Raw genomic sequence first — 21,974 nt, 5'->3', positions numbered from 1 at the left:
ACTGCCCCCGTCCGCCCTTCACCCGATCATGGTGGTGGCGGCGGCGGAGCCAGCAACGGAACGGTGATCGGCGGGAGTCCGGGGATCTCGACGACGGTCTGCCCGAACGGGGCACCGTCGAGCCCCGGTATCGGCGGAGCACCCGGCGGAGGCGGCGGCGGGGCAGGCGGTATGCCGTTGCTGATCTGGATCGTGATGATCGAGCCGGGAATCGTCTGCCCGCCCGGTGACGTGCCGACCACCGTGCCTGCGGGCGACGTGCTGTTGACCGGGGTGGCCTGGTCGGCCACCTGGAAGCCGGATTCCTTCAAGCGGGTACGCGCCGCGTCCTGGGTGAGGCCCGACACGGTGGGCACCCGGGAGCCCGGGCCGCCGTCGACGTAGCGCGGATCGGTGGGCGGCAGCGCGACGTCGCCGAAGTTCGTCGCGATCGGCTTCATCGCCGTGAACCAGGTCTTGGCGGGTTCGTTACCGCCGTAGAGGTTGCCGTCGCCGCACTGCCGGAGCGGGAAGGAACACAGATCAGACGGGGTGGTGGAGTCGTCATAGATATAGGCGGCCGCCGCGTAGCGGTTCGTGTAGCCGAGGAAGCCCGAGGACCGGTGCGCCTCGGTGGTGCCGGTCTTGCCCGAACTGGGCAGGTCCCAGCCCACCGAGTGGGCCGACCCGGCCGCGGTACCGCTGACGTCGTCCTTGCTCAACGCGTTGGACAGCGTGTTGGCCAGACCTTCAGGCACCACCTGATCGCAGGTCTCGGTGGTGACCGAGACCTCGTTGCCGTTGCGGTCGTAGAGCTTGTCGACCGGGTTCGGCGGGCACCAGGTGCCGCCGGAGGCCAGCGTGGCCGCGACGTTGGACAGCTCGAGTGCGTTGACCTGAACGGGGCCCAGCGTGAACGATCCGAGATTCTGCCGCTTGATGAAGTCGGCGAGGCTCTCGTTGGTCTCCGGATCGTACGGACGCGCGGTGCCGGGCTCGGCATAGGAACGCAAGCCCAGTTTGACGGCCATGTCGACCGTGCGTTGCACACCCACCTGGGAAATCAGCTTGGCGAACGCGGTGTTGGGGGACTGCGCGAGCGCATCGGTGACGCTCATCGATCCGCGATAGTTGCCGTCGTTCTGAACACACCAGGTGTCACGCGGGCAGCCCTTGGCGCCGCCACTGCCGAGGCCCTTGGCCTCGAAGCGGGCAGGTGCGTCGAGGTTGGCGTTGATGCCCATGCCCATGTCCAGCGCGGCAGCCGTGGTGAAGATCTTGAAGATCGAGCCTGCGCCGTCGCCGGCGAGCGAAAAGGGTTGCGGCTGCATGGTTTCCCCGACCGCGGAGTTCAGGCCGTAGGTGCGGTTGCTGACCATCGCCACCACCGGGTGTGCGTCCTTGCCAGGCAGCACGACACTCATGACGCTGGCGATGCCGTTGATATCCGGCGCGGCAAGCGAGTCGACGGCGGCCTTCACCGAATTCTGGACATCGGGATCCAGCGTGGTCTTGATCAGATAGCCGCCCCTGGCGAGCTGGTCCTTGCTGATGCCTGCCCGCGCCAGGTACTCTTGGACGTAATCGCAGAAGAACGCGCGGTCGCCGGCGGCGATGCAGCCGCGCGGCAGTTCATTCGGCTGCGGCAGGATGCCCAGCGGTTCCTGTTTGGCGGCCCGCAGCTCATCAGCCTTGCCGGGGACGTTGTCGATCATCGTGTCGAGCACGAGGTTGCGGCGCGCCAGCGCCCCGTCGGGGTTTGTGTACGGGTTCAGTGCGCTGGTCGACTGCACCATCCCGGCCAGCAGCGCGGCCTGCTGCCAGTTCAGCTGTGAAGCATCGACGCCGAAATACGTCTGGGCGGCGTCCTGGATGCCGAAGGCGCCGTTGCCGAAGCTGACCAGGTTGAGGTAGCGAGTGAGGATCTCGGGCTTGGTGAACGTCTTGTCCAGGGTGAGCGCCATCCGGATCTCGCGCAGCTTGCGGGCCGGCGTGGTCTCCACGGCCGCGCGCTTCTCGGCGTCGGTCTGGGCGATCACGAGCAGTTGATAGTTCTTGACGTACTGCTGCTCGATAGTGGAGCCGCCGCGGGTGTCGAGGTCGCCAGAGGCATAGCCGGCCAGGCCGGTGAGCGTGCCTTTCCAGTCGACACCGTTATGTTCGGCAAATCTCTTGTCCTCGATGGACACAATTGCCAGCTTCATGGTGTCGGCGATCTTGTCGCTCGGAACCTCGAAGCGGCGTTGGGAGTACAGCCAGGCGATCGGGTTGCCCTTGGCGTCGACCATGGTGGTCACCGCGGGCACTTCGCCCTCGACCAACTGAGCCGAGCCGTTGGCCACCACATCGGAGGCACGGTTGGAGATCAGGCCCACCCCGCCGACCACGGGAAATAGAAGCGCCGCCAGTATCACGCTGGCCAGCAGGCAGCACCAGGCCAGCTTGATGATCGTGGCCCCGGCTGGCGGGCGTTCCGACATGAGCTACAGAGTAACGAGAGACCGGGACGGCTCTTGCGCAGCGTCCCTGAGCCGACGAGGATATCGACGGTATTTACGCAAGAGTCAGAAAATGCCAGTTCATGATCGGTCTGGACGATCGTCCCAAAAAACCTGTGATTCAACTGTTGCGCAAAAGATACCTGACCACCTAACTTAAACAGACAGTGCGATACAGGTAACACTCCAAGTCGCAATGTGGCGTAGATCGCATACGCGGCCTACACCTGAAGATTGTCAGCCGCAGACAGCGGCCGGACGAAGGGGATCGTCGGTGTCAGGTATTCGGACCGCTGTTCGCAAGCCAAGCGCAGCGCTTTTGCACGGATCCATTCCAGGTGCGGACGGGGAAGCCCGGATTGCCTGGGTTTCGCGAGCTCTGTGCCGGTCAACCGACCCTGACGAGCTATTTGTCCGCGGCGCCGCCCAGCGCAAAGCCGCGGTCATCTGCCGTCACTGTCCGGTCATGGCCGAGTGTGGCGCCGATGCGCTCGACAATCGTGTGGAATTCGGGGTGTGGGGCGGCATGACGGAGCGTCAGCGTCGTGCACTGCTCAAGCAGCACCCCGAGGTGGTGTCCTGGTCGGAATTCTTCGCCGCGCAGCGCAAGCACCGCAGCGTCAGCTAATTTTCGCGAGGAGTCCCGGCCGATCGGCCGGGACTCTCTTTACGCAGTCTCTCCCGTGATCTGATCGGCGATCGCCTGCAAGGCGTCGAGATCCGACACATCGAATGGCAGCGAGGGCACGCCAACCACCGGAACGTGCGGGTTGGCGCCGGTGAACCGCGACAACAACCGGATTTCCCGCTTGGCGGTCTGCGCGCGGTCCGCGTGGATCTGCAGCACTGCCACCGTAAGTTGATTCCCGTTGTCGTCGGGGCCGGCGGCTTTTAGCTCCTCGATGCCGTCGATGGCCCGTTCCACGGTCAGCGCGGACAGCGTCGGGTGGGTGCGGTTGAGGATGAGCCCCGCCAACGGCATGCCTTCGGCCGACAGCCGGTCGACGAAGAAGGATGCCTCGCGAAGCGCATCCGGCTCAGCCGCCGACACCACCACGAACTGAGTGCCGCGCCGCTTGAGCAACTCGTAGGTCCGGTCCGCCTTCTCGCGGAAACCGCCGAATGTCGAATCCAGTGATTGTACGAAAGCCGAAGCGTCCGAAAGCATCTGCGAACCGAGGATGGTCGACATGGCCTTCATGGCCAGGCCGACGACACCGGTCACCAGCTTGCCGAACCCACGACCGGGTGCCAGAAGCAACCGCCACAGGCGACCGTCCATGAAGCTGCCGAGGCGCTTCGGTGCGTCGAGGAAGTCCAGGGCGTTGCGCGACGGCGGGGTATCCACCACCACCAGATCCCAGCGGTCCTGTCCGAGCAGCTGGCCGAGCTTCTCCATGGCCATGTATTCCTGCGTACCTGCCAGTGACGTGGCGACGGTCTGATAGAACTGGTTATCCAGAATCGACTGTGCGCGTTCGGATCCCGAGTATTCAATGACCATCTCGTCGAAGGTCCGGCGCATGTCGAGCATCATCGCGTACAGCTCACCGGTCACCTCCGGGGCCAGCGGCACCCGCTGCGGGGTATTGCCGAGCTCCTCGATTCCCAAAGCCTGCGCGAGCCGCTTGGCCGGGTCGATGGTCAGCACCACGACGGTTCGGCCGTATTCGGCTGCGCGCAACGCCATCGACGCCGCGGTGGTGGTCTTACCGACGCCACCGGCGCCGCAACACACGACGACCCGGTTCGACTTGTCGGCCAGGATCGACTTCATGTCGAGTACTGGGGGAGTGGTGCTCATCTATCGACTTCCTCCCATTGTCTTCTTCGCTTCGCTCATCGGACGCCTTGCTGGGCAAGCGTTTCCGCCAACTCGTACAGACTTCCCAGATCCACCCCGTCGGCGATCGTCGGTAGCTCCAGGCGCGGCACCTCGAGACGGTCGAGTTGCTCGGCGCTTTCCGAGCGGGCTTTGATCCGGCTGGCGTGCTCGATGGTCTCCGTCAGCAGCCCGGCGAAGTCGTCGTCGGCCAGAGTGATGCCCACCTTGTCGAGTCCGGCCCGCACCGCGTCGGCATCGATGTCACCCTCCGCCGCCTTCGCGAGGTCGTCGGGCGGCAGGAACGGCGGGATGTTGCGGTTGACGATCACGCTTCCGATGGGCAGGCCGAGTTCTTTGAGTTCCTCGATGGCCTCGATGGTCTCCTGGATCGGCAGCGCCTCGAGCAGGGTGACCAAATGAATCGCGGTCTGCTCGGAATGCAGCAGCTTGACCACGCCGTCGGCCTGCGAATGCACCGGGCCGCCCTTGGCCAGGTCCGAGACGGCCTTGGTGACGTCGAGGAAGCGGGCGATCCGGCCGGTCGGGGGAGAGTCGACGACGATCGCGTCGTACGCCGGCCGCTTGTTGCGGTCCAGCCGCACCACCGACTCCTTGATCTTGCCGGTGAGCAGGACGTCCCGCAGACCCGGAGCGATGGTCGTCGCGAACTCGATGGCACCGATTCGGCGCATCGCCCGGCCGGCGAGACCCAGGTTGTAGAACATGTCGAGGTACTCCAGGAACGCCGCCTCGATGTCGACGGCCAGCGCGTTGACGTGGCCGCCGCCCTCGGCGGTGGCGATCTTCAGCTCCTCGTAGGGCAGCGGCGGAACGTCGAACAGCTGCGCAATGCCTTGCCGCCCTTCGACTTCCACGAGCAGCACCCTGCGGCCGCCGGCGGCCAGAGTCAGTGCCAGCGCCGCCGCGACGGTGGTCTTGCCGGTACCGCCCTTGCCTGTCACGAAGTGCAGACGCGCCTTGGTCAGACGGGAGGGCCAGGCCAGAGAGCTGCCGTCGCTCGATGTGGTCGCCATCAGTGCATGCTAGCCAAGCCCCTGCGGGCCCCGGCGGCAAAGCCAGCGGGCGATAGGCTTCGGTCATGAGTCAACCGATGACATGGGAATACGCCACGGTTCCGCTGCTGACCCACGCGACCAAGCAGATCCTCGACCAGTGGGGCGCCGACGGCTGGGAACTGGTCGCCGTCCTTCCCGGTCCTACCGGTGAACAGCACGTCGCGTACCTGAAGCGGCCCAAGTGACCAACGCCGGCGGCCAGGAGCGCAGCGACTCGGGGAATGTCACTGCGAAGCTGGCCGAACTCGGGCTGACCCTGCCGACGCCGGCCAAGCCGCTGGCGGCGTACGTGCCCGCGGTGCGGACCGGCAACCTCGTCTACACCTCTGGGCAGCTGCCAACCGAATCGGGCAGCCTGATCCACACCGGCAAGGTCGGCGCGGAGGTGACCGCGGAGCAGGCCAAGCAGGCCGCGCAGTTGTGCGCGCTGAACGCGCTGGCCGCCGTCGACGCGCTGGTGGGTCTGGACAACGTGACGCGGGTGGTCAAGGTCGTCGGGTTCGTCGCGTCGGCGCCCGGATTCACCGGCCAACCCGGCGTGATCAACGGGGCTTCGGAGTTCTTGGGTGAGGTGTTCGGCGAGGCCGGCGCGCACGCCCGGTCTGCCGTCGGGGTGTCCGAGCTGCCGCTGAACGCGCCGGTTGAGGTCGAGCTCATTGTCGCCGTCGCGTAGCGACAATTGGACGGAGGTGGAATGACCCATCCGGCGTACGGGATTCTGCGGCCGGTGACCGAATCGGCCTCCGTACTGCTGTGCAACAACCCCGGGATCATGACGCTGGACGGCACCAACACGTGGGTGCTGCGCGGGCCCGGCAGCGCTGAGATGGTGATCGTCGACCCGGGTCCCGACGACGACGAGCACATCGGCAAGCTCGCCGAACTCGGCACCATTTCGCTGGTTCTCATCAGTCACAAGCATGAGGACCACACCGGCGGCATCGACAAGATCGTGGACCGGACCGGAGCGGTGGTCCGCTCGGTGGGCAGCGGATTCCTGCGCGGGCTCGGCGGACCGCTGAGCGATGGCGAGGTCATCGACGCCGCCGGCCTGCGGATCACGGTGATGGCCACCCCCGGCCACACCGCGGACTCACTGTCGTTCCTGGTCGACGATGCGGTGCTCACCGCCGATACGGTGCTCGGCCGTGGCACCACCGTCATCGACGACGAGGACGGCAGCCTCACGCAGTATCTGGATTCGCTACGCCGACTGCAGGGGCTCGGCCGTCGCACCGTGCTGCCCGGACACGGCCCCGACCTCGACGACCTCGAAGCCGTCACCACCATGTATCTGTCGCACCGCGAAGAGCGGCTCGACCAGGTCCGCCAGGCCCTGGGGGTGCTCGGCGAGGACGCCACAGCACGCCAGGTCGTCGAACACGTCTACACCGACGTCGACCAGGAACTCTGGGACGCCGCCGAGAAATCGGTGCGCGCCCAATTGGACTACCTGCGCGCTTAGCGCGCGCTTACCTCGCACCGTGCCGATACTCGCTCGGTTGCGCGCGGGCTCCGCAAGCTCCGCCCGCGCTTACCTCGCTCGGCGAGCCAGCCGCTCGGAGTCGCTGATCAGCACGCTCTTGCCCTCGAGGCGGATCCACCCGCGGTGGGCGAAATCGGCCAGCGCCTTGTTGACCGTCTCGCGCGAGGCGCCGACCAGCTGGGCGATCTCCTCCTGCGTGAGGTCGTGGGTGACCCGCAGTGCGCCGCCCTCCTGGGTGCCGAATCGCTGAGCGAGCTGCAGCAGCTGCTTGGCGACGCGGCCCGGGACGTCGGTGAAGATGAGGTCGGCGAGGTTGTTGTTGGTGCGGCGAAGGCGGCGAGCCAGCACCCGCAGCAACTGCTCGGCGATCTCGGGCCGGTCGGCGATCCACGCCCGCAGTGCGTCGCGGTCCATGGAGACCGCGCGCACCTCGGTGATCGTGGTGGCGCTGGATGTCCGCGGGCCCGGATCGAAGATCGACAGCTCACCGAACATGTCCGACGGACCCATGATGGTCAGCAGGTTTTCCCGACCGTCCGGCGAGCGGCGGCCTATCTTCACCTTCCCGGAGATGATGATGTACAGCCGGTCGCCGGGCTCGCCCTCGGCGAAGACCGTATGTCCTCGCGGGAAGTCAACCGGCTGAAGCTGTTTCGTCAGCGCGGAAACAGCGCTGGGTTCAACTCCCTGGAAGATTCCGGCCCTCGCCAGGATCTCGTCCACGTCGCCCCTCTTAAACTCTTCGGTGATATGAAATGCGCAGGCCAGCTGTGTGGCTGGGCAAGGTCAGTCTAGTGGTTGCCGGTCTTTCGACGTGCCAACGCTACACACGATTGGCGTACTGAGTCCGGTGAAATTGCGGATTGGGACGTGCGTAGGCGTGTGAGCGCGTGGGCAAACCGGGCTCGTCATCGGTCAGTCGGGACGGTGTTTCGGCCCGACTGGGCCCCGGTTCGGCGCGCGGCGCAACCTGTGCGGCCGGCGTCGTGGCGGCCCGTTCCAGATATTCGGTGACTTCGTCGGCGGCGGTGCGATCGACGCGCAAGGCCTCTTCGAGTCTTTGCAACCCGAAGGTCGAAAGCATCAAAAGCCCGGGGACACACACCGCGAGCAACCAGGTCACGGGGGAAAGTAAACACGGGCAAGGTCTCAGCGGGATCACGAATTGTCACCGGTCGGTCCGCAGGTCGGCGGACCGGAGTCAGTACCCTTGGACCGTGACCACGAACAGCCCGTCAACCAGGCGCAAGACCGCTGGCGGCGCTGCGACCCCGCCGGCCGCGAGCAAGGCGGAAGCAAAGAAGTGGGACTCCGAAACCCATCTGGGCCTGGTCCGGCGCGCCAGACGGATGAACCGCACCCTGGCCACGGCGTTTCCGCACGTGTACTGCGAACTCGACTTCACCAACCCGCTGGAACTGACCGTCGCCACCATCCTGTCGGCGCAGTCCACCGATAAGGGCGTCAACCGGACCACGCCGGCGCTGTTCAAGAAGTACCGCACCGCCCGCGACTATGCGCAGGCCGACCGCACCGAACTCGAGGAGCTGGTCCGGCCCACCGGCTTCTACCGAAACAAGGCGAATTCGCTCATCCGGCTGGGCCAAGAGCTCGTCGAGCGGTTCGACGGCGAAGTACCGCGCACTCTCGACGAACTGGTGACGCTGCCCGGCGTGGGCCGCAAGACCGCCAACGTGATCCTGGGCAATGCCTTCGACATCCCCGGTATCACCGTGGACACCCACTTCGGCCGGCTCGTGCGCCGCTGGCGGTGGACCGCCGAGGAAGACCCGGTCAAGGTCGAACATGCTGTCGGCGATCTGATCGAGCGCAGCGAGTGGACGTTACTGAGTCATCGGGTGATTTTTCACGGCCGCCGGGTGTGCCATGCCCGTAAGCCGGCCTGCGGAGTGTGCGTGCTGGCCAAGGACTGCCCGTCCTTCGGACTCGGGCCCACCGATCCGCTGACCGCCGCGCCGCTGGTCAAGGGCCCCGAGACCGAGCATCTGCTGGCCCTGGCCGGTTTGTGACGTTTCGGTACGAACTGCACAAATGACGACGTCGACCCGCTGGACGCTGGTGGTGCTCGCGGTGGCGGCCGCACTGATCGCGGCGTTTGCCCTCGAACTCGGCGACACCCCGTCGGGGTCGGGCGGTTCGCCGGCCGCCCAGGTGTCGCGGACGCACCGCGACGCCGACACGCCCGAGGCGTTGGCCGAGCCGCGCCGGCGCGCCGACCTGCCACCGTGCCCTGCCGCGGCCGACAACCCCGGCCCGAAGGAGTTGCGCGGCATCGTCGTCGAGTGCGCTGCCGACGGTGCACAGGTAGACGTGGCCCGCGCACTGGCCGGCCGCCCGGTGGTGCTCAACCTCTGGGCCTACTGGTGCGGGCCGTGTGCGGAGGAACTGCCTGCGATGGCGGACTACCAGCGCCGAGTCGGGCCGGAGGTTGCCGTGGTGACGGTGCATCAGGACGAGAACGAGACGGCCGGCCTGCTGCGGCTGGCCGAGCTCGGCGTGCGGCTACCCACGCTGCAGGACGGCCAGCGCCGGATCGCCGCGGCATTGGGAGTGCCGAACGTGATGCCCGCGACCGTGATACTGCGCGCGGACGGTAGCGTTGCCAAAATCCTGCCGCAGGCGTTCACCAGTGCCGACGAGATCGCTGCCGCGGTGAAGAATGCAGTGCAGTGATGACAGACGAGAGAGACGCGCCGGTGACCCAGGGTTCTTCCCGCTCGGCAGGCTCGGGCGCGCTCACCCCGGAGTATCGGCCGCCCTGGCTGGCACCGTTGGTCGACAACGTCGACCGCGTTCCGCATGCGTATCGCCGCAAGGTTCCGCCTGAGCTGTTGGCGGCGGTTGTCGAGGCGCGCGAGGCCGGAGCCAACGCGCGCGACGCCGCCGTGCTCGTGCTGTTCTCGGGGCCGAGCTCCGGTTACGCCGACGGGCAATTGCCCGACGACGCCGATCTGCTGTTGACGGTTCGGTCCGGCTCGCTGCGCCACCATGCCGGCCAGGCCGCGTTCCCCGGCGGGGCAGCCGACCCGGGGGACGACGGTCCGGTCGGCACCGCACTTCGAGAAGCGCAGGAGGAGACCGGCATTGACCCGGACCGCCTGCATCCGCTTGCCGTCCTTGAGCGAATGTTCATCCCGCCCTCGGGTTTTCACGTGGTACCGGTGCTGGCGTACTCGCCGGACCCGGGGCCGGTGGCCGTCGTCGACAAGGGTGAAACCGCTCTCGTCGCGCGAGTTCCGGTGCGGGCGTTCATCAATCCTGAGAACCGGCTGATGGTTTACCGCACGGGAGCTGGACGCGGGCTGGCCGGGCCGGCATTTCTGCTCAACCAGATGTTGGTGTGGGGGTTCACCGGACACGTAATCTCGGCGATGCTCGATGTGGCCGGTTGGTCGCAACCGTGGAACAGCGAAGACGTCCGGGAGTTGGACGAGGCCATGGCGCTCGTCGGAAGCAGTGAGGAGCCCCTGTGACGAGTTCGCAATGGTTGGACATCGCCGTGGTCGCGGTGGCGTTGGTGGCGGCCGTCTCCGGCTGGCGGTCCGGCGCGCTGGGCTCGCTGATGTCGTTCGTGGGCGTGATCCTCGGCGCCATCGCCGGAGTGATGCTCGCTCCCCACATCGTCAGCCACATCAGTTCGCCGCGGGCCAAGCTGTTTGCCGCGTTGTTCTTGATTCTGGCTCTGGTCGTCGTCGGTGAGGTGGCCGGCGTTGTGCTCGGCCGGGCGGTACGCGGCGCGATCCGCAACCGCGCGGTCCGCACCGTCGACTCGGTGATCGGCGTCGCGGTGCAGCTGCTGGTGGTGATGGTCGCGGCATGGCTGCTCGCCAGCCCGTTGACGTCATCGGATCAACCGAACCTGGCCGCCGCCACTCGCGGTTCGAAAGTGCTTGCCGAAGTGGACAAGTACGCACCCGAGTGGCTCAAGGCTGTCCCCAAGCGGATGTCGGCACTGTTGCGCACATCCGGTCTGCCGGATGTCTTGCAACCCTTCGGCCGCACCCCCATTCAGGCCGTGGACGCCCCCGACGCATCGCTGGCCGACAGCCTCGTCGTCGGCAACGCACGTGCCAGTGTGGTGAAGATCCGCGGCGTTGCCCCCGGCTGCCAGAAAGTCCTGGAGGGCACCGGTTTCGTGATCGCCCCGAACCGGGTGATGTCCAACGCGCATGTGGTGGCCGGATCGGAAAGTGTCACCGTGGAAGCCGAAGGGCAGACCTACGACGCCACCGTGGTCTCCTATGACCCCAACGAGGACATCTCGATCCTGGACGTCCCGAATCTGCCGCAGCGACCGTTGGTGTTCGCCGAACAACCGGCCAAATCCGGCACCGACGCGGTCGTGCTGGGTTACCCCGGTGGCGGCGAGTTCGCGGCCACTCCGGCGCGGGTGCGCGAGACCATCGAGCTCAACGGGCCGGACATCTACCGCACGACGACCGTCAACCGCGAGGTGTACACGATCAGAGGCACTGTGCGCCAGGGTAATTCGGGTGGACCGATGATCAACCGGGCGGGCCAGGTGCTCGGCGTGGTGTTCGGTGCCGCGGTCGACGACAACGACACCGGGTTCGTGCTGACGGCCAACGAGGTGTCGCGGCAGCTGGCCAAGATCGGCAACACCGCCAAGGTTCCCACCGGGGCCTGCGTCACCTAGTGGTGTCGTAGACCTGCCCGAAGAACCGCCGCAGGTGTTCGTTGACCTCGTCGGGGGCCTCTTCGTGGGCGAAGTGCCCGACACCCGAGACCGACACGAACCTGCCGCGGGGCGCGTAACGCTGGGTGCGGTCCACCGGGTCGGCGAGCACATAGGGGTCTGCGTCGCCCCGCAGGTGTAACAGCGGAACTACGAGCGGACGGTTCATCAGCTTCATGAATCGCCAACCCTCGCTGCGTAATTGGCTGCGCACCGCCCAGCGCTGGTACTCCAGCGCGGAGTGCGCCGCTGACGGGATCTGGATGGCCTGGCGCATGTGCGCGATGGTTTCCGAAAAGTCTTCGGAAGCAAGCCATTTACCGGATGCACGGCTGCGCACCAGACGTTCGAGCAAGTCGGCGTTGTGCCGGGTGAGGGCGCGCTCGGGCCAGATCGGCAGCTGATAACGCAGCAGCGTCGGCAACAGGGCGCGGCCCTGATCGCGCCGGCCGAGCGCCGAGGCCCGCAGCGCGGCGGGGTGCGGCGAGCTCACCAGCGCGATCGCCCGCACCGCCCGCGGATGCAACACCGCCGTTGCCCAGCACACCAGGCCACCGTCGGCGTGCCCCACCAGCGTGGCCGAGCTGTGGCCGAGCGCCCTGATCAGCCCGGCGGTGTCGCCGGCCAGCGTCCAGCCGTCGTAGCCCCGCGGCGGCTTGTCGCTACCGCCGTAACCGCGCAGATCGACAGCGACCACCCGGGCGCCGGACAGACCGCGCAGCTGGTGGCGCCACGACCACCAGAACGAGCCGAACCCGTGCAGCAGGATCACCAGTGGCCGCGACGCGCCGGCCGCCGACTCGGCGCGCGGATCACCGTCGTCGATTGATTCGACACAGTGGAACCGGATTCCGTTGGCGTGAACGTCGAAGTGCCGCCACGGCCCCGCGATGCGGGTAACCGAGGGATCCGGTTGGGCCATCACCAGCCGGAGGGGTCAGTGGGCGGCGGGGTGCCCGTCGGGGCGACCTTGGCCGGCGACCTGTCGTGGCCGGGCGTGAATGCCTCGCGCGCTTCCTTGACCGATTCGATGGTCTTCTGCGGCCCGCGGATCCGGCGGACCTTGAGATACCCGAACAGGGCGAACACCGCGGTCGTGACCACCATCAGCAGGAAGACGATCAGGAAGGCCACCCAGCGCCACAGCCAGGTGTCGAGCAGCTCGGCGAGGAAGAAGAAGAGGAAGAACGTCGAGTAGAACAGCACGACCAGCGCGAGGATGAAGAAGACGCTGCCGGTGAGGCCCTTCTTGACGTCGCGGGTGATCTCGGCCTTGGCGAGCTCGACCTCGGCGCGCACCAGGGTGGACATCTGTGCGGTGGCGTCCTTGACCAGATCGCCGACGGACGGATTGGCCGGTAGCGCGTTCGGATCCACCAGCGGGATCGAGGTGACGGTGGTGGGTACACCGGTCTTGCGATCGCCATTGCTCACGGCTGTCCTCCAACTTTCTGTCGTCGCGGTTCATGTTGCCATGCCGCGTCCGCAGCGGGGATACCCACTGAGGCTGTTACGCAAGGTACGGGTGTGATCAAGCTAGACTCGCCCTGTCGGGGCGGACGGTGAATGGAGGTTGCCAGTGACGACCGCGCAGCGTGTGCGCCTGGCGGCGAGTGCCGCGTCGATGGCCCTTGTCGCCATGATCGCCGGCGTCGCACCGGTTGCGGCGGCCGACGGCAAGGTGCCGATGGGCGGTGGAGCGGGCATCGTCGTCAACGGCGACACCTATTGCACGCTGACGTCCATCGGCAACGACAACACCGGTGCGCTCATCGGCTTCACCTCCGCGCACTGCGGCGGCCCCGGCGCCCAGGTCGCCTCCGAGGACCGGCCCGACGACGGCGTGATCGGCACCATGGTCGCAGGCAACGACGGCCTCGACTACGCGGTGATCCGGTTCGACCCTGCCAAGGTGCAGCCGATCTCGAACTACAAGGGCTTCGTCATCGACGGCCTCGGGCCCGACCCGACGTTCGGCGAGGTCGCCTGCAAGCTCGGCCGCACCACCGGCTACTCGTGCGGTGTTACCTGGGGTCCCGGCCAGGACCCGGGCACCATCGTCAACCAGGTGTGCGGACAGCCCGGCGACTCGGGCGCACCGGTCACGGTGAACAACAAGCTGGTCGGCATGATCCACGGCGCGTTCAGTGAGGACCTGCCCACCTGCGTCGTCAAGTTCATCCCGCTGCACACACCCGCGGTCACGATGTCGATCAACGCGATCCTGGGTGACGTCGCTGGCAAGAACCGGCCCGGCACCGGGTTCGTCCCGACGGCAGACGTCGGCTGATTCAGCTCTTGCTGGCCCGGATCGCTTCGAACACCGTCGGATCGACCAGCGTCGATGTGTCGCCCAGTTCGCGGCCTTCGGCGACATCGCGCAGCAGTCGCCGCATGATCTTGCCGCTGCGGGTCTTGGGAAGCTCTGGGACAACATGGATTTCGCGCGGCTTGGCGATCGGGGAGATCTCCTTGGCCACCTCGGCGCGCAACTCGTCGACCATCTGATCCCTGGGCATCTCGGCGTGATGCGCCTTGAGGATGACGAACGCGCAGATCGCCTGTCCGGTGTGGTCGTCGGTGGCGCCGACGACGGCGGCCTCGGCCACTCCGGAGTGCCCGACGAGCGCTGACTCCACCTCAGCGGTCGAAATCCGGTGCCCTGACACGTTCATCACGTCGTCGATGCGGCCGAGCACCCACACCTCGCCGTCGCTGCCGTACCGGGCGCCGTCACCGGCGAAGTACCAGCCCTGCTCACCGAAGCGGGACCAGTACGTTTCCTTGAACCGCTCCGGGTCGCCCCAGATGCCACGCAACATCGACGGCCACGGCTTGTCCAGCACGAGATAGCCGGTGACATGTTCGCCGCCATCGACGCTGGGGGCCAACTCATTTCCGTCGTCGTCGACGATCTTGGCCGAGATGCCGGGCAGCGCCCGCATCGCCGACCCCGGCTTGCAGTCCGTCACGCCGGGCAGCGGTGAGATCATGATCGCGCCGGTCTCGGTCTGCCACCAGGTGTCGACGATCGGCGTCTTGTCGGCGCCGAAAACCAGCCGGTACCAACGCCAGGCCTCCGGGTTGATCGGTTCGCCGACCGATCCGAGCAGCCGCAGACTGGACAGGTCGTGTTCGAATGCGAGCTCACGGCCCCACTTCATGAACGTGCGGATCAAGGTAGGAGCCGTGTAATAGATTGTCACACCGTACTTTTCGATGACCTGGAAGTGGCGGTGCTCGTCCGGGGAGGCCGGGGTGCCCTCGTACACGACCTGCGTCGCGCCGTTGGACAGCGGCCCGTAGACGATGTACGTGTGGCCGGTGACCCAGCCGATATCGGCTGTGCACCAATACACGTCGGTCTCGGGCTTGATGTCGAACACGTTGTAGTGGGTGTACGACGCCTGTGTCAGATAGCCGCCCGAGGTGTGCATGATCCCCTTCGGCTTACCCGTGGTGCCGGAGGTGTACAGCAGGAACAGCGGATGCTCGGAGTCGAATGCTTCGGGCGTGTGCTCGGTCGACGCCGAGTCCACGACCTCGTGCCACCACTGGTCGCGGTCGTCGGTCCAGCCGATGTCGATGCCGGTGCGGCGCACTACCAGGACGTGCTGAACGCAATCCTGGCCTTGCACCGCCTCGTCGACAGCCTCCTTGAGCGACACTGCATTTCCGCGCCGGTATTGGCCGTCGGTGGTGATGACCACCTGGGCCTCGGCGTCCTCCACGCGGGCCCGCAGCGCGGCCGCCGAGAAGCCGGCGAAGACCACACTGTGCATCACCCCCAGGCGCGCACAGGCCAGCATCGCCACGATGGCCTCCGGGACCATCGGCATGTAGATGGCCACCCGGTCGCCGGCAGCCAGCCCGAGATCGGTCAACGCGTTGGCGGCCTTGCACACCTCGTCCTTGAGCTGGGCATAGGTCAGTACCCGCGAGTCGCCGACCGGTTCACCTTCCCAGTGGATGGCCACGCGGTCCCCGTTGCCGGCCTCGACGTGCCGGTCGACACAGTTGTAGGCAACGTTGAGCTTGCCGCCGACGAACCATTTCGCGAACGGCGCCTCCGACCAGTCCAGCACCTCGGTGAAGGGTGTCTCCCACGACAGCCGGTTGGCCTGGTCTGCCCAAAACGCCAACCGGTCCGCCTCGGCCTCGTCGTAGAGGGCGGCGGTAGCGTTGGCGGTGGCGGCGAACTCGTCCGACGCCGGGAAACTTGACTGAACTTCGGTGTGCGCCTCGGTCATGTCTGTGAGCGTAGTCACCGAAGGTTGCATCGGAGTTGGCACGTCACAATCGTCGGCGGGCGGTTACTGCCGCGCGCCGAACGGCAGCTGGGGATCGGATAGCGTGACCGAACGTGAGTGATGTCCTGGCACCGCTGATAACTCTTCCCGGGGTGGCCGCCGCCGCCGAGGCCGCCCGGGAAGCGTTGGCCAAGGCGCACCGGCATCGCACCAATCTGCGGAACTGGCCGGTGACCGCGGCGGAGTCCGCCGTCCGGGGCGCGCGCTCGTCATCGGCCCTGGATGGTGGCGCCGTGCAACTGGATGCCTCCGGTGCCGAGCCCAACGATCCCGTGTTGGCCGGCGCACTGCGCGTCGGCCAGGCATTGGAGGGGGGAACCACCAATCTGGTCGGGGTCTGGCAGCGTGCCCCCCTGCAAGCGCTGGCGCGGCTGCACGCACTGGCCGCGGCCGACCTGATCGACGGCGACCTTCTGGGCCGTCCGCGCCAGAACCCCGAAGTGGCCGCGCGGTTGGATCTGGTCACCAGGCTGACGACCGGCGGCAGCTCGGCACCCGCGCCGGTGCTGGCGGCCGTCGCCCACGGCGAGCTGCTCGCGCTGGCGCCGTTCGGCCCGGGGGACGGTGTCGTGGCACGCGCGGTGTCGCGGCTCGTCACAATGGCGACCGGTCTGGACCCGCACGGGCTGGGGGTGCCGGAGGTGTACTGGATGCGCCGGGTGGACGAGTATCGGGACCGCGCGCGAGCCTTCGCGACCGGCGACCCGTCAGCGGTCGGGTCTTGGCTGCTGATGTCGTGCCAAGCGCTGGAAGACGGTGCGCGAGAAGCGTTATCGATCGCGGACGCGGCCAGCAAGTAGACGCAGACAGCGAAGCGGGCGACGATCCGAATCTCTTCGGCTCGCCGCCCGCTAGCACGGTTTCTCGGTTACCAAGCGTGCCAGGTGGGCTGCGTGGGTTGGCCTCGGCGGTCTTGCGATGCGTTTCGTTTACAACCCCACCCAAGGGGCCGTTCTATCCGTCCGCTCTTCGCAATTACGCAGGCCCGCAACACTTCTGCCATTATCGCGGCGTGCTCCGCGTGGGTGCCGGGAACCGTGCTGGGCCGCTTGGCTTGGGAGATAGTGCCTTCTCTTCCGGCGCTATCTTGGCCTTGCCAGGCGTCCGTGCCTTCCTTTGTACTCCGTGACCACGGTCACAGCAAGGGGCTAATCGGCAACGAATTGGATGCGGTTAGAACGACAACCGACGCAACACCGAATAGGTCAATGCGCCGGCGGCCAGCGCACTGATTCCCAACGCGGCCGTCGTCGCCACCGCCGCGCCCGACGGCGCCGGAATCCTGTCGCGCAACGGCACCGGGCGCAGGAACGTCAGCACCGGCCAGTCCTGCGCGGTGGCTTCCTTGCGCAAGGCGCGGTCGGGGTTGACGACGGTCGGGTGGCCGACCGATCTCAGCATCGGCAAGTCGGCGATCGAATCGGAGTAGGCGTAGCAGTGCTCGAGGGCGTAACCCTCCAGCGCGGCCAACTCGCGGACCGCCGCGGCTTTTCCCTCGCCGTAACAGTAGAAAGCAACCTCGCCGGTGTACTTGCCGTCCTCGATGACCATCCGGGTACCCATCGCGTGGGTGGCCCCCAGCGCACGCGCGATCGGCGCGACGATCTCCTCACCCGAGGCCGAGACGATCACGACGTCGCGCCCGCACAGCCGGTGGTCCGCGATCAGTTCGGCAGCTTCCGCAAAGACCAGCGGGTCGACGATGTCATGGAGCGTCTCGGTGACGATTGCCCTCACCTGTTCGACATCCCAGCCTGCGCACATCGCGGTGACGTAAGAGCGCATCCGGTCCATCTGGTCGTGATCCGCGCCGGACATCAGGAACAGGAACTGCGCATAACTCGACTTCAGGACGGCGCGCCGGTTGAGCAGACCCTGGTCGAAGAAGGGTTTGCTGAAAGCCAGCGTGCTTGACTTGGCAATGACGGTTTTGTCGAGGTCGAAGAACGCCGCCGTCCGAGAGTTGAGCCCGGTCGCGGGCTCTGGCCGAACGTGGATTAGCTGGTCGGCGGCCGAGGCAGGGTCGGTCACGCCCCTCAGGATAGGCGTGGCGAACGCCCCGGTTCAGAGGCGAGGGCAAAGTGGCAGGCCAAGCCACGTGTCGCACCCTGCATTTTCACAGCGAATACATGGTTTCGAAGTGGTAGCAACACTTGCGCGACTCCATATTGTCGTGTGTATAGTGAGTATTACTCGGCTTATGCCGGGTGTGCATCAGCCCGACCCCCCGGGGCTGATACACGACGACCTCCGCCTCCTCCCCCCCTGGCGGGGGTCGTCCCTTTTTCTGACAAAGAATTTCCGGCGATCCCGGCAAACTTGAGAAACGTTGCCGGGATCACCTTTGTGCTGCCCTGGTGTCGGTAGTCACTCCCCAGATCGGCGTTCATCCACAGATCCGTCCGTGACGACTGGCGCCGTCTGGCCGTGCGGCCGACTCTTGCGTGGTGAGCAGCAGTCCTGGTGTCGTCCTCGTCCTCGTCGGCGACACCGAGTTACGTGAACAAGCCGAGCGGGTCGCCGCCGCGGTGGGCCTGCGTCCGATGGTGGTTTCCGCGCCGCTCACTCGCAAGGCGTGGTCGGCCGCCTCCGCCGTCATCATCGATGAGGACGCGGCCAGACGCTGCGAGCGAGACGGTCTCCCCCGGCGCGACGGGGTGATTCTGGTCTGCCCGACCGACCCACATGGACCGGTCTGGGCAGCGGCGATGGCCATTGGCGCTCAGCAGGTTTGCACACTTCCCACCCAAGACGCCGAACTCGTCCGGCATCTCGCCGACGCCGCCGAGGCCGTTCGCGACGGCCCGCGCACCGGGCGGGTGATCGCCGTGACCGGCGGCCGGGGCGGAGCGGGCGCCTCGACGTTCGCGACGGCCCTGGCCCAGGTGGCGTCGTCGTCGCTGCTGGTCGACCTCGACCCGTGGGGTGGCGGCATCGACCTCGTGATCGGAAGTGAGGCCGTGCCGGGGCTGCGGTGGCCCGATCTGAGCCTGCAGGGCGGTCGATTGGCCTGGTCGGCGGTGCGTGATGCACTCCCGCGGCACCACGGGGTCAGCGTGTTGTCCGGCGATCGGCATGGCCAGGAGATGGAACCCGGGGCGGTCGAGGCTGTCGTCGATGCCGGGCGCCGCGGCGGAATTCTGGTGATCTGCGATCTACCGCGGCGAATGACCGGAGCGGTCACCTGCGCACTCGAGGGTGCCGACCTCGTGGTGATGATCACCAGTTGCGACATCCGGGGCGTCGCGGCGGCCGCGGCCCTGGCGCCGGTGCTGCGCAGGGTCAACCCGAACGTCGGGCTGGTGGTGCGCGGTCCGGCACCGAGCGGGCTGCGCGCCGAGGAGGCCGCCGCGGTCGCGGATCTGCCATTGCTGGCGGCCATGCGTCCCGAGCCGATGCTGGCCGAACGGCTGGAGCGCGGTGGCCTGCGAATGCGGCGGCGTTCCCCGCTCGGCGCGGCTGCGCGCGCGGTGCTCGAGATCCTGACGGCCGGCGGCCAGGTGCGCGCCGCATGAACGCGTCATTGGTCGACCGGGTCCGCGAGCGGCTGGCGGCCGAGTCGTCGACTTTGCGGCCGGCGGCTGTTGCGGCCGCCATCCGCGCCGAATCCGGGGGAGTGCTCGGGGATACCGAGGTCCTGACAAACCTGCGGGTCCTGCAGACCGAGCTCACCGGCGCAGGCCCGCTGGAGCCGTTGCTGCGCGCACCGGGAACGACCGACGTTCTGGTCACCGCCCCCGACGAGGTGTGGGTCGACGATGGCACCGGCCTGCGGCCCGCCTCGGTCCGATTCGCCGACGAAGCCGCGGTGCGCCGGTTGGCGCAGCGGCTGGCCGTGGCCGCAGGACGACGACTGGACGACGCACAGCCATGGGTCGACGGGCAGCTGACCGGGGTCGGCACCGGGGAGTTCTCGGTGCGTCTGCACGCCGTGCTGCCGCCGGTCGCCGTCGCAGGCACCTGCTTGTCGCTGCGGGTGTTGCGTCCCGCCACCCAGGATCTCGCCGCCCTGATCGCCGCGGGGGCGATCGCGCCGGACGCCGCCGAAGTGCTCGCCGGCATCATCGACGCCCGTCTGGCGTTTCTAGTCTCCGGTGGTACCGGGGCAGGAAAGACAACGTTGTTGGCCGCCGCGCTCGGCGCGGTAGACGGCGGCGAGCGGATCGTGTGCGTCGAAGATGCACCGGAACTCGCGCCTCGTCACCCCCACCTGGTGCGGCTGGTGGCGCGGGCCGCCAACGTGGAGGGCGCCGGCGAGGTCACGATGCGACAGCTGGTTCGGCAGGCCTTGCGGATGCGGCCCGACCGGATCGTCGTCGGGGAGGTGCGCGGCGGCGAGGTCGTCGACCTGCTCACCGCTCTGAACACCGGCCACGACGGTGGTGCCGGGACCGTGCACGCCAACAGCCCGGCCGAGGTGCCGGCCCGGTTGGAGGCACTCGCGGCCCTGGGCGGTCTGGACCGCGCGGCGTTGCACAGCCAACTGGCCGCTGCGGTCCAGGCGGTGGTGCATGTGGGTCGTCGACGCGACGGCACGCGCAGACTCTCCGAGATCGCGGTGTTGTGCCGCGCCGACGGCGGTGGCGTGCATGCGATGACGGCGTGGCATGCCGACCGGGGTTGGCAGGACGGGCGGCGACCACTGCAGACACTGATCGATGGGCGGCGGTCGTGACCGGAATTCCCTGTGCCGCTGTGCTGTTGGCGCTGGCCGTGCTGGCCGCACCTCCACCGCCGCGGTGGCGGCTGGGCCTGGCTCCGCGTCGGGTCGGTGTGCGGGTGCCCGCGCTGGTTGCGTCTCTTGTGGTCATCGCGGTGGCGCTGCCACCCGTGATGCTGCTGGCATCGGTGATGCTCGGCGTCACAGTGGTCCACCGGCGGCGCCGTCGACTACGGCGGCAGGACCGCACCGAGGCCGGCCACACGTTGGCGGCGGCGCTGGAGACGCTGGCCGGCGAGCTGCGCGTGGGTGCGCATCCGGTGCGTGCCTTCGCCGTCGCCGCCGGCGAATCCGGCGGCGCTGTCGGCGCCGCGTTGCGGTCGGTCGCGGCCCGCGCCGGACTGGGAGCCGACGTCGGAACCGGACTACGGGCGCTCGCGGAGTCGACATCGGTTCCCGTGCAATGGGAACGGCTCGCGGTGTGCTGGCAACTCGCGGCCGACCACGGACTGGCGATGGCCGCGCTGATCCGAACCGCGCACCGCGACATCGTCGAGCGGCAGCGATTCACCGCGCGGGTCGACGCCGGCTTGGCCGGGGCGCGTGCAACCGCAGTGATCTTGGCCGGACTGCCGCTGCTCGGGATCCTGCTCGGAGAGCTGATCGGCGCGCATCCGGTCGGGTTTCTCCTCGGCGGCGGTGCGGGCGGCTGGCTGTTGGTCGTGGGTGCGGCGTTGGTCTGTGCGGGGTTGGCGTGGGCGGATCGCATCACCGATCGGTTGCTGACATGACCACGGCCGCAGTGTTGTTGGCCGCCGCTGTGCTACTCGCACCGGGTCCGCTGGTGTTGTGTCGCCGGATAGGGCCGGCCGTCGATACTTCTGCTTCCGTCCATCGCACCGGAATGCGCACCGACCCGCTGGCGACCGCATCGGCGCTTGATGTGTTCGCGGTATGCCTGGCGGGCGGCATGTCGGTGTCTGCCGCGGCAGCGGCGACGGCACCCTCGGCGCCGGACCGGCTCGGTGTGGTGTTGCGACGCGCGGCGGACCTGTTGGCGCTAGGCGCGGACGCCGACACCGCCTGGTGCCCGCAGCCCGGCGAGGACAGCGATGCGCTGGCCAGGCTGGCGCGCCGATCGGCGGCGTCGGGAAGCGCACTGGCACAGGGTGTGGCCGAACTCGCCGAGCAGTCGCGGCAAGACGCCGGCCACACCGCGGCTGCGGCCGCCGAGCGAGCCTCGGTGCTGATCGCCGGGCCACTGGGGCTGTGCTTCCTGCCTGCATTCGTCTGCCTGGGCATCGTCCCGGTGGTGGCCGGCTTGGCCGGGGATGTGTTCGCATCGGGAATTCTGTGAGTTGCAAGGGAGGAAAACAATTGAGCAACAGCATATTTCGAGCTTTGAAAGCGCGGCTGATGATAG

23 protein-coding genes are annotated in these 21,974 nt (G+C 67.7%); 14 read left to right on the top strand and 9 right to left on the bottom strand.

The features are described from left to right. Window positions 1-26: 26 nt before the first annotated feature. Complete coding sequence (gene ponA2 / locus BST42_RS18855; protein ID WP_083120838.1) at window positions 27-2,459, bottom strand: transglycosylase/D,D-transpeptidase PonA2; 2,433 nt, start codon at window positions 2,457-2,459, stop codon at window positions 27-29. A 292-nt stretch (window positions 2,460-2,751) separates the two neighbouring features. On the opposite strand from ponA2, the gene BST42_RS18850 reads away from it, so the two are divergent. Further along, the gene (locus tag BST42_RS18850) at window positions 2,752-3,105 is read left to right on the top strand and encodes a WhiB family transcriptional regulator (protein ID WP_083120837.1); all 354 of its coding nucleotides are present in this window, start codon (window positions 2,752-2,754) and stop codon (window positions 3,103-3,105) included. A gap of 39 nt (window positions 3,106-3,144) precedes the next feature. Here the strand turns inward: BST42_RS18850 and bagB are convergent, their stop codons facing one another. Together bagB and bagA are read right to left on the bottom strand one after the other, a co-directional pair. Continuing rightward, complete coding sequence (gene bagB / locus BST42_RS18845) at window positions 3,145-4,281, bottom strand: ATPase BagB (RefSeq protein WP_083120836.1); 1,137 nt, start codon at window positions 4,279-4,281, stop codon at window positions 3,145-3,147. Window positions 4,282-4,316: 35 nt separating this feature from the next. Continuing rightward, window positions 4,317-5,339, bottom strand: coding sequence for an ATPase BagA (gene bagA, locus BST42_RS18840; RefSeq protein ID WP_207569536.1), 1,023 nt, complete (start codon window positions 5,337-5,339; stop codon window positions 4,317-4,319). A gap of 62 nt (window positions 5,340-5,401) precedes the next feature. Here bagA and sp36 point away from each other — a divergent pair, with 62 nt between their 5' ends. From sp36 to BST42_RS18830, 3 genes are read left to right on the top strand one after another with little or no spacing between them, the layout of a single operon-like run. Further along, window positions 5,402-5,563 (top strand): Sp36 family protein, encoded by a 162-nt coding sequence (gene sp36 / locus BST42_RS29115; protein WP_110918670.1) that lies wholly within the window; start codon window positions 5,402-5,404, stop codon window positions 5,561-5,563. Further along, window positions 5,560-6,051 carry a RidA family protein gene (locus BST42_RS18835; RefSeq protein ID WP_083120834.1) on the top strand — a complete coding sequence of 164 codons (492 nt, stop codon included), beginning with the start codon at window positions 5,560-5,562 and terminating at the stop codon, window positions 6,049-6,051. The genes sp36 and BST42_RS18835 overlap by 4 nt, the downstream gene beginning before the upstream one ends. 21 nt (window positions 6,052-6,072) lie before the next feature. After that, window positions 6,073-6,843 carry an MBL fold metallo-hydrolase gene (locus tag BST42_RS18830; RefSeq protein WP_083120833.1) on the top strand — a complete coding sequence of 257 codons (771 nt, stop codon included), beginning with the start codon at window positions 6,073-6,075 and terminating at the stop codon, window positions 6,841-6,843. Between the two features lie 69 nt (window positions 6,844-6,912). On the opposite strand, the gene crp is transcribed toward BST42_RS18830, so the two are convergent. Both crp and BST42_RS18820 read right to left on the bottom strand, forming a co-directional pair. Then, window positions 6,913-7,587 (bottom strand): cAMP-activated global transcriptional regulator CRP, encoded by a 675-nt coding sequence (crp, locus tag BST42_RS18825; RefSeq protein ID WP_005138643.1) that lies wholly within the window; start codon window positions 7,585-7,587, stop codon window positions 6,913-6,915. A gap of 100 nt (window positions 7,588-7,687) precedes the next feature. Further along, entirely contained in the window at window positions 7,688-7,987 is a 300-nt protein-coding gene (locus BST42_RS18820) for a hypothetical protein (protein ID WP_083120832.1), read from the bottom strand. Window positions 7,988-8,081: 94 nt separating this feature from the next. On the opposite strand from BST42_RS18820, the gene nth reads away from it, so the two are divergent. From nth to marP, 4 genes are read left to right on the top strand one after another with little or no spacing between them, the layout of a single operon-like run. Next, window positions 8,082-8,894 carry an endonuclease III gene (gene nth, locus BST42_RS18815; RefSeq protein ID WP_083120831.1) on the top strand — a complete coding sequence of 271 codons (813 nt, stop codon included), beginning with the start codon at window positions 8,082-8,084 and terminating at the stop codon, window positions 8,892-8,894. Window positions 8,895-8,916: 22 nt separating this feature from the next. Then, entirely contained in the window at window positions 8,917-9,558 is a 642-nt protein-coding gene (locus tag BST42_RS18810; RefSeq protein WP_083120830.1) for a TlpA family protein disulfide reductase, read from the top strand. Next, the gene (locus tag BST42_RS18805) at window positions 9,558-10,358 is read left to right on the top strand and encodes an NUDIX hydrolase (protein WP_083120829.1); all 801 of its coding nucleotides are present in this window, start codon (window positions 9,558-9,560) and stop codon (window positions 10,356-10,358) included. The genes BST42_RS18810 and BST42_RS18805 overlap by 1 nt, the downstream gene beginning before the upstream one ends. Then, window positions 10,355-11,542, top strand: a complete 1,188-nt coding sequence (marP, locus tag BST42_RS18800; protein WP_083120828.1) for an acid resistance serine protease MarP — start codon at window positions 10,355-10,357, stop codon at window positions 11,540-11,542. The genes BST42_RS18805 and marP overlap by 4 nt, the downstream gene beginning before the upstream one ends. Here the strand turns inward: marP and BST42_RS18795 are convergent. Together BST42_RS18795 and BST42_RS18790 are read right to left on the bottom strand one after the other, a co-directional pair. Continuing rightward, entirely contained in the window at window positions 11,535-12,503 is a 969-nt protein-coding gene (locus tag BST42_RS18795; protein ID WP_083120827.1) for an alpha/beta fold hydrolase, read from the bottom strand. The genes marP and BST42_RS18795 overlap by 8 nt on opposite strands. Then, complete coding sequence (locus BST42_RS18790; RefSeq protein ID WP_083120826.1) at window positions 12,503-13,015, bottom strand: phage holin family protein; 513 nt, start codon at window positions 13,013-13,015, stop codon at window positions 12,503-12,505. Before BST42_RS18790 ends, BST42_RS18795 begins: the two co-directional genes overlap by 1 nt. Before the next feature lie 190 nt (window positions 13,016-13,205). Here BST42_RS18790 and BST42_RS18785 point away from each other — a divergent pair, with 190 nt between their 5' ends. Beyond that, the gene (locus BST42_RS18785) at window positions 13,206-13,871 is read left to right on the top strand and encodes a S1 family peptidase (RefSeq protein ID WP_110918679.1); all 666 of its coding nucleotides are present in this window, start codon (window positions 13,206-13,208) and stop codon (window positions 13,869-13,871) included. Between the two features lies 1 nt (window position 13,872). Here BST42_RS18785 and acs read toward each other — a convergent pair whose 3' ends face one another. Continuing rightward, window positions 13,873-15,831 carry an acetate--CoA ligase gene (gene acs / locus BST42_RS18780; RefSeq protein WP_083120824.1) on the bottom strand — a complete coding sequence of 653 codons (1,959 nt, stop codon included), beginning with the start codon at window positions 15,829-15,831 and terminating at the stop codon, window positions 13,873-13,875. A gap of 113 nt (window positions 15,832-15,944) precedes the next feature. Here acs and BST42_RS18775 point away from each other — a divergent pair, with 113 nt between their 5' ends. Continuing rightward, the gene (locus BST42_RS18775) at window positions 15,945-16,691 is read left to right on the top strand and encodes a Fic family protein (protein WP_083120823.1); all 747 of its coding nucleotides are present in this window, start codon (window positions 15,945-15,947) and stop codon (window positions 16,689-16,691) included. Between the two features lie 373 nt (window positions 16,692-17,064). Here the strand turns inward: BST42_RS18775 and BST42_RS18765 are convergent, their stop codons facing one another. Next, entirely contained in the window at window positions 17,065-17,889 is an 825-nt protein-coding gene (locus BST42_RS18765) for an HAD-IB family hydrolase (protein ID WP_083120947.1), read from the bottom strand. 449 nt (window positions 17,890-18,338) lie between these two features. Between BST42_RS18765 and ssd the strand changes: the two genes are divergently transcribed. From ssd to BST42_RS18740, 4 genes are read left to right on the top strand one after another with little or no spacing between them, the layout of a single operon-like run. Further along, a complete protein-coding gene (gene ssd / locus BST42_RS18755; RefSeq protein WP_237159502.1) occupies window positions 18,339-19,406 on the top strand; it encodes a septum site-determining protein Ssd in 1,068 nt (355 codons plus the stop codon). Continuing rightward, complete coding sequence (locus BST42_RS18750; RefSeq protein WP_083120820.1) at window positions 19,403-20,566, top strand: TadA family conjugal transfer-associated ATPase; 1,164 nt, start codon at window positions 19,403-19,405, stop codon at window positions 20,564-20,566. The genes ssd and BST42_RS18750 overlap by 4 nt, the downstream gene beginning before the upstream one ends. After that, entirely contained in the window at window positions 20,563-21,342 is a 780-nt protein-coding gene (locus tag BST42_RS18745) for a type II secretion system F family protein (RefSeq protein WP_083120819.1), read from the top strand. Before BST42_RS18750 ends, BST42_RS18745 begins: the two co-directional genes overlap by 4 nt. Beyond that, on the top strand, window positions 21,339-21,908 hold the full coding sequence (locus tag BST42_RS18740) for a type II secretion system F family protein (protein WP_207569530.1): 570 nt from the start codon (window positions 21,339-21,341) through the stop codon (window positions 21,906-21,908). Before BST42_RS18745 ends, BST42_RS18740 begins: the two co-directional genes overlap by 4 nt. Window positions 21,909-21,974: the final 66 nt, after the last annotated feature.

It is taken from the genome of Mycolicibacterium rhodesiae (assembly GCF_002086695.1).
GTDB classification, from domain to species: domain Bacteria; phylum Actinomycetota; class Actinomycetes; order Mycobacteriales; family Mycobacteriaceae; genus Mycobacterium; species Mycobacterium rhodesiae.
Note: the sequence above shows the minus strand (reverse complement) of the source record. Positions and strands in the feature narration are given on the sequence as shown.